The sequence below is a fragment of the Variovorax sp. YR750 genome, from assembly GCF_900109805.1.
Taxonomy (GTDB): Bacteria; Pseudomonadota; Gammaproteobacteria; order Burkholderiales; family Burkholderiaceae_C; genus Variovorax; species Variovorax gossypii.
Genome location: NZ_FOBJ01000001.1, coordinates 497,335 through 509,308, shown reverse-complemented (window position 1 = coordinate 509,308; position 11,974 = coordinate 497,335). Strand labels below are relative to the sequence as shown.

The 11,974-nt window shown below is 67.3% G+C and carries 5 protein-coding genes; 2 read left to right on the top strand and 3 right to left on the bottom strand.

From position 1 onward, the window contains the following. Positions 1-188 precede the first annotated feature (188 nt). Together BMY35_RS02240 and BMY35_RS02235 are read left to right on the top strand one after the other, a co-directional pair. A complete protein-coding gene (locus BMY35_RS02240) occupies positions 189-2,804 on the top strand; it encodes a GH92 family glycosyl hydrolase (RefSeq protein WP_256228049.1) in 2,616 nt (871 codons plus the stop codon). Between the two features lie 104 nt (positions 2,805-2,908). Then, complete coding sequence (locus BMY35_RS02235) at positions 2,909-5,788, top strand: GH92 family glycosyl hydrolase (RefSeq protein WP_093195356.1); 2,880 nt, start codon at positions 2,909-2,911, stop codon at positions 5,786-5,788. Positions 5,789-5,807: 19 nt separating this feature from the next. Here the strand turns inward: BMY35_RS02235 and BMY35_RS02230 are convergent, their stop codons facing one another. The 3 genes from BMY35_RS02230 to BMY35_RS02220 are packed head-to-tail and all read right to left on the bottom strand — an operon-like array spanning position 5,808 to position 11,734. Then, entirely contained in the window at positions 5,808-8,903 is a 3,096-nt protein-coding gene (locus tag BMY35_RS02230; protein ID WP_093195355.1) for an efflux RND transporter permease subunit, read from the bottom strand. A 10-nt stretch (positions 8,904-8,913) separates the two neighbouring features. Further along, a complete protein-coding gene (locus BMY35_RS02225; RefSeq protein ID WP_177213565.1) occupies positions 8,914-10,071 on the bottom strand; it encodes an efflux RND transporter periplasmic adaptor subunit in 1,158 nt (385 codons plus the stop codon). A gap of 52 nt (positions 10,072-10,123) precedes the next feature. After that, complete coding sequence (locus BMY35_RS02220) at positions 10,124-11,734, bottom strand: efflux transporter outer membrane subunit (RefSeq protein ID WP_143080638.1); 1,611 nt, start codon at positions 11,732-11,734, stop codon at positions 10,124-10,126. Positions 11,735-11,974 lie beyond the last annotated feature (240 nt).

Genomic DNA, 11,974 nt, shown 5'->3' with positions numbered 1-11,974 from the left:
TGTCGAGGCACTGCTGCACGCGCGAGGCCGCTGCCCGAAAGGGGAAGCGCGCTGATTTGTTTCCCTGCCAACGCCGTGTTTCGTCCGGGAAATCACAAGACCGCCGGCGTGGAGGCCGTACATACACTGCGCCCGTTCGGCGCCCCGGCGACAGCGGGCGATGTACAGGCAACAGGGAGACATACGACATGGAAAAGAAGATCTCGTACGGCAGGACCATGGCCGCGGGCATGGTGGCCGCGTCGGTGCTGTGGGGCTGCGGCGGTGGCGGCTCTGGTGGCTTCTCGGTGCCGCCGGGCCCGACAGCGACGGCCACGACAACCACGACCGCTCCCACGCCCCCGGCAGATGGCGGCGCCGACACCGGAACCACCCCGCGCCCCGACGGCGGCACGACCACGCCGGTGCCCGGGCAGGAGAAGCGCGTCGACATCGCGCTCACGGAGCACGTCGACCTGTTCGTCGGAACGAAGATCTCCAACACCGGAAGCGGCCACTCGGGCAACGTCAATCCCGGCGCGCAGGCGCCGTTCGGCATGGTGAGCTTCGGCCCCGATACCCGGGGCAGCGGATCGCCCTGGGGCTACGGCTCGGGCGGCTACTACTACGACGACACGGCCATCCGCTACTTCAGCATGACCCACCTCAACGGCCCCGGCTGCCGGGGGCAGGGTGCGGTGGCCATCCTGCCGAACGACGCCGGCACCGGCATTCCCTCGGGCGGCCTCGCCTACGCAAAGGCGAACCAGTCGGCCAGCCCCGGCTACTACAAGGTGAAGTTCAACAACGGCATCACCAGCGAGCTGACCGCGACGACGCGCACCGGCATGGCCAGGTTCAGCTACGCGGACAAGAGCAAGGCCTTTCTCGTCATCGACTCCGCCCGCAACAACCCGAACCAGAACGGCGTCTCCTACACCGGCCTGACGAACGTCGCGCTGGCTGCCGACCGCAAGTCGGTCACCGGCACCGCGGTCGCCAACGAGTTCTGCGGCGGCACGTGGAAGCAGCCCGTGTACTACTACGCGACCTTCGACAAGCCGCTGAAGCCGGCCTCCGCCGTCTCGGGAAAGGCGGCGGTCCTGCAGTTCGACCTGGCCGATGCCGACCTCACGGTGCAGGTGAGGGTGGGCATCTCCTCGGTCAGCACCGACAACGCGAAGAAGAACCTCGAAGCCGAGAACCTCGACGCCTCCTTCGACACGGTGAAGGCGGCCGCCGCGGCCGACTGGAACAACCGCCTCAACGTCGTGCAGCTCGATCTCGCGAAGAAGGGCGAGATCGACAAGCTCGACGTGAAGAAGCAGGACGACGCCAGGACGCAGCTGAAGAAGTTCTACACGGCCCTCTATCGCGTCTACAGCGGCCCGACCGTCTACAGCGACGTCAACGGCGACTACCGCAGCATGAAGCAGGTGGATCTTTCGCAGTCGGGCAACGTGCTGCCGACCCGGACGACCGAGAACGTCGCGAACTACAAGTTCAAGATCGACGGCAAGGACGCCGGCTACAAGACGCACTACAGCGGCTTCTCGATGTGGGACACCTACCGCAGCCAGGCCCAGCTGCTGGCCCTGATCGCACCCGACGAGGCCAGCGAGATGATGCAGTCGCTGGTGGCCGACGCGCAGCAGTGCGGCGCCTTCCCGCACTGGGTGGACGGCAGCGAAGACACCACGCCGATGAACGGCGACCACGCGCCCACCGTCGTCGCCGGCTCCTACGTCTTCGGCGCGCGCAAGTTCGACCTCGACATGGCGCGCAAGTACATGCTGCAGGCCGTCACCAACCCCAAGGGCCAGTGCAACGACAAGTTCTCCATCGGCAAGCCCGGCGACAGCCTGGCCGACTACATGAGCCTCGGCTGGATTCCCTCCGACAGGGGCTACGACAACCCCTCGTCGACCACGCTGGAGGCCATCACCACCGACCGTTCCGTCGGCGCCTTCCTCGATGCGCTGCCCGCCACCAGGGCCACGGACAAGAGCGTGATCGACACGGTGTTCAAGCGCGCGGGCAACTGGCAGAACATCTTCGACGACAGCAGCAAGACCCTGAAGTCGAAGACCGCCGCGGGCGACTGGAGCGACGGCGTCTTCCACGAATCGACCGAGGCCAACTACCTGTGGACCTTCGCGTACGACTGGACCCTGCTCGCCAAGAAGCTGGGTGGCAAGGACGGCACGCTGGACCGCCTCGCAAGGCTGTTCTCGCTCGACGCGGTCGACCCGTTCAACGGCACCGAGCCCAGCGGCCAGGACCTGAATGGCGGCGAGGGCTCCGACGGCTACTACATCGGCAACGAGCCGGCGTTCCAGACGCCGTGGGCCTACAACTGGATCGGCTCCGCGAAGTACGCGCAGTACATCATCCCCGTCATCATGCGGAAGAACTTCAGCATCGATCCGGCCGGCCTGCCGGGCAACGACGACATGGGCGCGACTTCGGGCTGGTACGTGTGGGCTGCGATGGGCCTGTACCCGGTGATTCCGTCTGCGCCGGGGCTGGCGGTTTCCACGCCGCAGTTCTCGGGCATGGATCTCTGGCTGGGCAACGGAAAGAAGCTGCGGATCGAGGCCGACAGGCAGGCGCTGATCGACAACGTGCGCTACATCGGCGAGATGAAGTTCAACGGCACGACCTACGCGGGTTCATGGCTGCCGCTCGACAGGATCAAGGACGGCGGAACGCTTTCCTTCAAGCTGTCGACCACGCCCACCGACTGGGCCTCCGACCCCGCGCTGGCGCCGCCTTCCGGCCCGGCAGCGGACTACACCAAGGCAACCGCCGCGGGTGCGATGTGAGCGGCCGGACGAGGTTCGCGGGCAGGGCTGCCCGGGCCGCCGCATGGATCGTCGCGGCGTCGCTGTGGGGGTGTGGAGGAGGCGGCTCCGGCGGCGGCTTCTCCATGCCGCTGCCCCAGGGCGGTGGGGCAACCGGCGACCAGCAACCGGTTGCGGACACGAACACGGGAGCGCCGCCTGCACCGGGTACGAGCGACACAGGCGTCGTCGCAGCCCGCGCGAAGCAGGACCTGGCGAAATACGTCAACACCTTGCGCGGCTCGCACTCCAACGCCTACATCTACGACGGCTACTCGCGCGGCAACACCTTCCCGGCCACCGCCGTGCCCTTCGGCTTCACGATGTGGTCGCCGGTGAACCGCATCGACCCCGACGACCAGAGCTCCGGCTGGAGCAACACCAAGCCCTACGACGGCTACATGGGCAACGACTTCTTCTACACGTTCTTCGAGGACGAGAACGACACCAAGCCGCTGGACCGCATCTTCGCCTTCGCGGCCGTGCACGAGGCGAGCCCGTGGATGGGCAACCGGCAGTCGGTGCAGTTCATGCCGGTCACCAGCATCGATGGCGCGGGCAAGCCGATGCTGGACAAAGCATCGCGCGGTGAGAAGTTCAGCCACCGCAACGAGGTCGCCCACGCGCACTACTACAGCGTGAGCTTCGACAACGGCACCCGCACCGAGATCACACCTACCGACCATGCCGCGTATTTCCGCTTCACCGCGGCCGCGAACCAGCCGACGCTCGCGGTGGTGTTCGACGTCTTCAAGGGAGTGTCGGGATCTCTTGGCGTCGACGCTGGCAATGGCGTGGTGTCGGGCTACACCGACCAGGGCTCGCCGCGCATGTACTTCTATGCGGTGGCTGACGTACCGGTGAAGGCCTCGGGCGCCGACTCCTTCCCGACGTGGCTGCGCTTCGACACTTCCACGGGGCAGCAGTCTGTGGGCCTGAAGGTCGGAACCTCCTTCATCAGCGTGGAGCAGGCCAAGGCCAACCTCGCGCAGGAGATCGGCTCCAAGTCCTTCGACGACGTGCTGGCCGCGGCGAAGGATGCCTGGAACGACAAGCTCAACACAATCCAGGTCGAGGGTGCGACGGAAGACCAGAAGACCATCCTGTACTCCAACATGTACCGGGCCTTCCTGTACCCCAACTCGGCATGGGAGAACGTGAACGGCACGCCCTCGTACCTGAACCCGTACGTGAGCCCGATGACGGTGCGCACCGGCAAGCTGTGGGTCAACAACGGCTTCTGGGACACCTACCGCACCACCTGGCCGCTGTACACGCTGCTGCTGCCGCAGCAGACCGGCGAGATGCTCGACGGCTTCGTCAACGGCTACAAGGACGGCGGCTGGACCACCCGCTGGGCCAGCCCGGGCTACGCCGACATGATGGTGGGCACCAATTCCGACATCATCCTTGCCGACGCGTACATGAAGGGCGTGCGCAACTTCGACTTCAACGCCGCCTACGACTCGATGCTGAAGAACGCGTCCGTCTACAGCCCCGACAGCGACCGCGGCCGCAAGGGCATGGAGAAGACGCTGTTCTACGGCTACTCGACGGTCTATGACGAGTCTGTGTCGTGGTCGCTCGAGGGCTACCTGAACGACTTCGGCGTGAGCCAGATGGCAAAGGCGCTGGGCATGGCCGACGACGCCGCCTACTTCGCCAACAGCGCGACCGGCTACGCCAACATCTTCGACGGCACCTCGACAGGAACCTGGGCCGGCGGCTGGTTCCGCCAGAAGAGCACGGGCGGCGCCTTCGGCGGCGGCGCGCCCAACCCCATGGCCTGGTACTACGGCTACACCGAGGGCAACGCTTGGACCTACGCCTTCGCGACGCCGCAGGACGGCCGCGGCCTGGCCAACCTCTACGGAGGGCGCGCCGCACTCAAGGCCAAGCTCGACGCCTTCTTCACGACGAAGCCCGGCCTCGGCTACGACGGCACCGACCCGAACGGATCGCACACCGGCATCAAGCCCGAGATCAAGTCGGCCTACGACGTCGATGCGCTCGCGGGCGTCGGCCAGTACCAGCACTCCAACCAGCCGGTGCACCACACCATCTACATGTACAGCCACGCGGGAAGCCCGTCCTCGGGCCAGAAGTACCTGCGCGACGTGATGGACAAGCTCTACTTCTCCGGCTTCGACAAGGACGGCAACCCGACCGGCGACGGCTACATGGGCGACGAGGACAACGGTGAGATGTCGGCCTGGTACGTGCTCAGCGCCATGGGCTTCTATCCGGCCTCCACCGGGCGGCCCGAGTACACGATCGGTGCGCCTTACTTCCCGAAGATGAGCGTGCTCGTGCGCAACGCCAAGGGCGAGCCACGGGCCATCACCATCACCGCGCCCGGCGTGAGCAGCACCAACCGTTACGTGCAGGGCCTGAAGCTCAACGGCGCGAGCATCACGCGCACCTACCTGACGCATGCCGAGCTGGTGGAAGGCGCGACGCTGGAGTTCCAGATGGGGCCGAATCCGTCGTCATGGGGCACGGGCGAGGACGATGCGCCTTCGTCGCTCACGCAGGGCACGGGCAAGCCGTCGCCGTTGCAGTCGCTGCTGCCGACTTCCGCCTTCGCCACCACCGCGAGCAACGCGACCGGGCTGAAGAACCTGAACGACAGGACTTCGTTGACGGAATGGAGCAGCGGCACTTCAGGCGCCGCATGGATCCAGGGCAGCACGGCGACAACGGCGCGCACCGTGGCGATCTACACGCTCACCTCCAGCAACAAGACCGGGCAGGACCCGGCCGGCTGGACTCTGAAAGGGTCGAACGACGGCATCAACTGGACCACGCTCGACACGCGCCAGGGCGAGGCTTTCGCCTGGCGCCGCCAGGTGCGGCCCTTCGTCGTGAAGACGCCGGGAGCCTATTCGAGCTACCGGCTGGAGATCGCGGGGAGCGGGGCGGTCAGCCTCTCGGAATTCGAGCTGCTGGCCGCGCCGCTGAACTGAAGCGCGATCGGAGGGCCGCTCAGGCCTCGGGCGCCACGCTGCCCGGCAGCGCAGCCGGCTTGGAAGCATCGACTGCATCAGTTGCTTCCGGGCCTTCCTCCTTCTGATGCCGCGCCGCGATGAACAGATACATCGCCGGCACCACGAAGAGCGTGAACAGCGTGCCGATGGACAGTCCGCTGAAGATCACGATGCCCATCGCCTTGCGGCCCGCGGCGCCGGCGCCCGAGGCGATCACCAGCGGCAGCACGCCGAAGACCATGGCGGCGGTCGTCATCAGGATCGGGCGCAGACGCGTGCCGGCGGCTTCCACGATGGCGTCGAGCTTGCTCAGCCCCTGCTTCTGCAGGCGGTTGGCCACCTCGACGATCAGGATGCCGTGCTTGCTGATGAGGCCCATCAGCGTGACCAGGCCCACCTGCGTGTAGATGTTCATCGAGGCGAAGCCCCAGAAGATGAAGATCATCGCGCCGAAGAGGGCCAGCGGCACCGACACCAGGATCACCACCGGATCGCGGAAGCTCTCGAACTGCGCCGCCAGCGCCAGGAACACGATGATCAGCGCGAACACGAAGGTGACGGCGAAGTTGCCCGACTCCTGCACGAACTGGCGCGACTGGCCCGAGTAGTCCACCGTGTAGCCGCTGGGCGCCATCTGCTGTACCAGGCCGCGCAGGTATTCGAGCGTCTCGCCCTGCGTGCCGCTGGGCACGCCCTGGATGGTCACGGAGTTGAGCTGCTGGAAGTGGTTCACCGTCTCGGGCTGCACGCTGTACTTCAGGCTCGCCACCGTGCTGGCCGGCACCACGCCGTTGGGCGTCTTGATGTAGAAGTTCAGCACGTCCGAGGGGTTCAGCCGGTCGACCTGCTGCACCTGCGGGATCACCTTGTACGAGCGGCCCGAGATCGAGAAGTAGTTGACGTACGCGCCGCCCAGCGCCGCGCCCATCGCGTTGCCCACGTCCTGCTGCGTGATGCCCAGCGTGGCGATCTTGTCGCGGTCGACCACCACGGAGGCCTGCGGCAGGTCGATCTTCAGGTCGGCGTCGATGTAGTAGAACTTTCCGTCGGCGCGCGCCTTGTCCATGATCTGCTGGGCGAGGGCGTTCAGGTTCTCGAAGGGCTCGGTCGTCTTGATGACGAACTGCACCGGCAGGCCCGAGGCGCCCGGCAGCGCCGGAAACTGGAAGGCCACCACCTTCGCGCCGGCAATGCCGTTCCAGCGCTTCTGCAGGTCGGTCTGGATGTCGTGCGCGCTGCGCGTGCGCTGGTCCCAGGGCTTGAGCAGCACGCCCGCAATGCCCGCGTTGGTGCTGGGCACGCCGGTCAGCTGGAACAGCTGCGCGTACTCGGGCGTGTCGTGCGCGATCTTGAAGATCTGGTCCGCATACGTCTGCATCTGGTTGATGGTGGCCGTGGGCGCGCCCACCACCTGCGACAGCACGATGCCCTGGTCTTCCTCGGGCGCGAGCTCCGACTTCGACATCTTGAACATCACGAACAGCAGCGCCACCAGGATCGCGCCCATGACGATCATCACCGGCCAGGTCTTCAGCACGCCGCGCAATATCAGCTGGTAGCGGTGGTGCACGCGTTCGAAGACGTGCTCGATCTTCATCGCGAACTTGCCGGTGTCCTGCTCGGGCTTGAAGAAGCGCGAGCACATCATCGGAGACAGCGTGAGCGCCACGATGCCCGACACCACCACCGAGCCAGCGAGCGTGAAGGCGAATTCGGTGAAGAGCGAGCCGGTGAGGCCGCCCTGGAAGCCGATGGGCACGTACACCGCCACCAGCACCACCGTCATTGCCAGGATGGGCCCGCCCAGCTCGCGCGCCGCGAGCAGCGAGGCCTGCATGGGCGACTTGCCCTCGCGCATGTGCCGGTCGACGTTCTCCACCACGATGATCGCGTCGTCAACCACGAGGCCGATGGCAAGCACCAGCGCCAGCAGCGTGAGCAGGTTGATGGAGTAGCCCAGCGCCAGCATGATGAAGAAGGTGCCGATCAGCGACAGCGGCATCGCGATCACCGGCACCACCACCGCGCGCAGGCTGCCCAGGAACAGGTAGATCACCACCGTCACGATGACCAGCGCTTCCACCAGCGTCTTGATCACTTCGCTGATCGAGGTGTTGATGAAGTCCGTCGAGTCGTAGACGATCTTGCCCGTCAGGCCCGTGGGCAGCTGGGACTGGATGTCCGGGAACACCGTGCGCACCTGCTTTGCCACCTCGAGGATGTTGGCCTCGGGCGCGACCTTGATGCCGATGAACACCGAGCGCACGCCGTTGAAGGCCACGTTGAAGTCGTAGTTCTCCGAGCCCAGCGTCACGTTGGCAACGTCCTGCAGCCGCACGATGGCGCCGTTGGCGCTCTTCACCGAGAGCTGCTTGAACTCGTCCACGCTGTGCAGCGAGGTGCCGGCCGTGAGCGGCACGCTCACCATCTGGCCCTTGCTCTGGCCCACGGCCGCGAGGTAGTTGTTGGCCGCCAGCGCCGCACTCACGTCGGTGGCGGTCACGCCGTAGGCGGCCATCTTCTGCGCGTCGAGCCAGGCCCGCAGCGCGAAGGTGCGCGCGCCGAGGATTTCGGCGGTCTGCACGCCCGGAATGGCGTTGAGCTTGGGCTGCACCACGCGCACCAGGAAGTCGGTCACGTTGTTGTTCGGCAGCGTGTCGCTGTAGAAGCCGATGTACATCGCGTCGGTGGTCTGGCCCGTGGCAACGGTCAGCACCGGTTGCTGCGCCTGCGGCGGCAGCTGGTTGCGCACCGAGTTCACCTGCGTGTTGATCTCGGTCAGCGCGCGGTTGGAGTCGTAGTTCAGCCGCAGCGTGGCGGTGATGGTCGACACGCCCAGGCTGCTGGACGACGACAGGTAGTCGATGCCCTGCGCCTGCGACACGGCGGCTTCCAGCGGCTGCGTGATGAAGCCCGCCACCGTGGCCGCGTCCGCGCCGTAGTAGGCGGTGGTGATGGTGACCACGCCGTTCTCGGTCTTGGGGTACTGGTTGACCGGCAGGCCGGCCAGCGCGCGCAGCCCGAGCACCACGATCAGCATGCTCACCACCATCGCCAGCACCGGCCGGCGGATGAAGATGTCTGTGAAGTTCATGCGGGCGACCTCACTTTTCCTGCGGCGTCGGCGCCGGGTTGTTGGCGGGCTGGACGCTGTTGTCCACCACCACCGGCGTGCCGTTCTTCAGCTTGTTCTGTCCGCTGCTCACCACCACCTGGCCGGCAGCGAGGCCCTTGACGATGGCGATCTGGTCGCCGCGCGTGGCGCCGGTCTCGACGAAGACCTGCTGCGCGACGAGCTGCCTGGCACCCGAGGGGCTGGCCGGCTGGGCGGGAGCACCTGCACCGGCTGCACCTTCCTTGGGCGGCTCGGCTTCCTTCACCACGTACACGGTCGAGCCGTACGGGTTGTAGGTGACGGCGGTGGAAGGCAGCGTGAGCTGTTCCTGCACGCCGCCCACGTCGATCTTCACGTTGGCGAACATGCCGGGCAGCAGGATCTGCTTCGGGTTCGAGATGGTGGCCTCGACCTGCACGTTGCGCGTGGCGGCGTCCACCTTGGGGCTGATCGCGTTGATCTTGCCGCTGAAGCTCTGGCCCGGGAAGGTGTCGACCGACAGGTTCACCACCTGGCCCACCGCCAGGCCCGCGAGCTGCTGCTGCGGCAGCGCGAAGTCGACGTAGATCGGGTCCAGCGTCTGCAGCGTGACCAGCTTGTCGCCGGCGTTCACGTACTGGCCCGGGTTCAGCGCGGTGATGCCCAGGCGGCCGGAGAAGGGCGCGCGGATCGATTTCTTCGCCACCACGGCGGCCTGCTGCTCGACCTGTGCGCGCTTGGCCTTCAGGTCGTTGGTGTCGGCGTCGATCTGCGCCTGGCTCACGGCCTGCACCGCGAGCTGCGCCTGGTCGCGCTTGAGCACGATGGCGGCCTGCGCGGCGGCGGCCTCGGCCGAGTGCAGCAGGGCGATGTCGGAGTCGGCGTTGAGTTCGACCAGCAGCGTGCCGGCCTTCACGTCCTGCCCCGACTTGAAGTGCACCGTGCGCACCAGCCCGGCCACTTCGGTGCTGAGGTCGGCGCCGCGCACCGGATTCAGCGTGCCGACGGCGGTGAACTGCGACTGCCACTGCAGCTTCTGCACCTCGGCCGTCGACACCGTCTGCGGCGACGGCTTGGGCACGGCGGCGATCAGCGCGCGGATCTGCATGAACTTGCCGAACGCGAGCACGGCGACCAGCAGCAATACGCAGCCGATCATGATGATCATTCTTCGGGTCATAAATTGGCTTTTCTTGGAGTTATGGAGTGTTCGGGGCCGCTCAGTTCCGCGGTGCTGCGGCCTGTGGTGCTGGTTGCGCCGGCTGTCCTGGCGCGATTGACGCGTCGGCCAGCGCGCCTCGGTTCCACCAGCCGCCGCCCAGCGCCTGGAAGAGGGCGGCCGTGTCGGCATAGCGCGCGGCCTGTGCCTGTGCGAGCGCGGTGTGCGTCTGCAGCCAGGCCTGCTGCGCGGTCAGCAGCGTCACGTAGCTCACCGCGCCGGCGCGGAACTGCGCGGTCGACAGGTCGAGCGACTGCCTCGCGAGGGACTCGGCCGTGGCCTGGGTCTGCAGCGCGGCGGCGTCGAGTTCTAGCGCGCGCAATGCATCGGCCACGTTCTGGAAGGCGCCCAGCACTGTGTTGCGGTACTGCGCCGCCGCCGAGTCGTAGGCCGCGACCGCCGCGCGCTGCTGTGCACGCAGCGCGCCGCCGTTGAAGATCGGCTGCGTGAGCCCGGCGCCGATGTTCCACAGCGTGGTCGGCCCGGTGAACAGGTCGCGTGCGCGCAGCGAGGTGTTGCCGTAGCTGGCGCTGAGCTGGATCTGCGGATAGAGATTCGCCGTGGCCACGCCGACCGCCGCGCTGGCCTGGTGCAGCTGGGCTTCGCTGGCGCGCACGTCGGGACGCTGGCGCGCGAGCTCGGACGGCAGCGACAGCGGCAGCTCCTGTGGCAGCGAGAGACTGGCGAGATCGAATTCGGGCAGGCCTTCCTCCGAGGGCAGCCGGCCCGCGAACACCGCGAGCTGGTGGCGCGTCTGCGCGAGCGACTTCTCGAGAGGCGGTATCGCCGCCTGCGTCTGCGCGACCTGCGTGCGCTGCTGCAGCACGATCGACTTCGGAATCGCACCGGTGTCGAACTGCTTTTCGATCACGCCGAGTTGCTCGCGCTGCGCCTGCAGCACTTCGCGCGTGGCCTGCAACTGGCCGCGCAGCGCGGCTTCACGGATCGCGGTGGTGACGAGGTTCGACGTGAGCGTGAGGTAGGTGGCCTCGACCTGGTAGCGCTGAGCTTCCACGGCGGCCTGCGCGCCCTCGATCTGGCGGCGCGATCCGCCGAACACGTCGAGGTTGTAGCTGACGTTGACCGATGCGTTGTAGAGCGTGAGCAACTGGCCGCCCGGCACCTGCGTGCTGACCTCCGAGGCCCGCTCGCGCTGTGCGCCCAACTGCGCCGTGACCTGCGGCCACAGCAGGTTGCCCGACTTCGCGTCGTAAGTGGCCTCGGCCTGCCGCAGCGCGGCCTGCGCGGACGCCAGCGTGGGGCTCTGGGCGAGCGAGGCGCGGATCAGCCGGTCGAGCGGTTCGGAGCGGAACACTTCCCACCACTGGGCGGGAATGTCGCGGCCCGGCAGCAGCTCCTGGGCCTGGCCGGCGGCCACGTCGGCCTTCACGGTGCGCGCCGGCATCGGCGCGGGCGTGTAGTCGGCGCCGCTGGCGGCGGCGGGCAGGTCGGGCGTCCTGAAGTCCGGTCCGACCGCGCAGCCGCTCAACAGCAGCAGTACGGCGCCGAGCACGGCGCCCTGAACGGGCCACCCCGGCCGCGGGCGCGCAGGCGCAGCGCGCGACGACGAACCGGGGTGATCCTCCAACGCATTGTTTTCTTGATATTGCATGGGGCAGCGGTTGTACACCCGGAACGCCCGGGCTGCCTGACTTTCCCGAAGTCTCGTAGTCGCCGCCCCGCGTTGCGAGACCGTTGCGACGAAACGAGCTCCACAAGGCGCGGAATGTACGGGCAAGGCGCCAAACGCACCACCCCGAAGGGCGCGGCGCCAACCCCACTACTGCCCCAATGCCAGAAACACCGAGGAACCGGCTCCGCCGGGCCTCAGGTGTTGCCCCCGGTAGGGGGT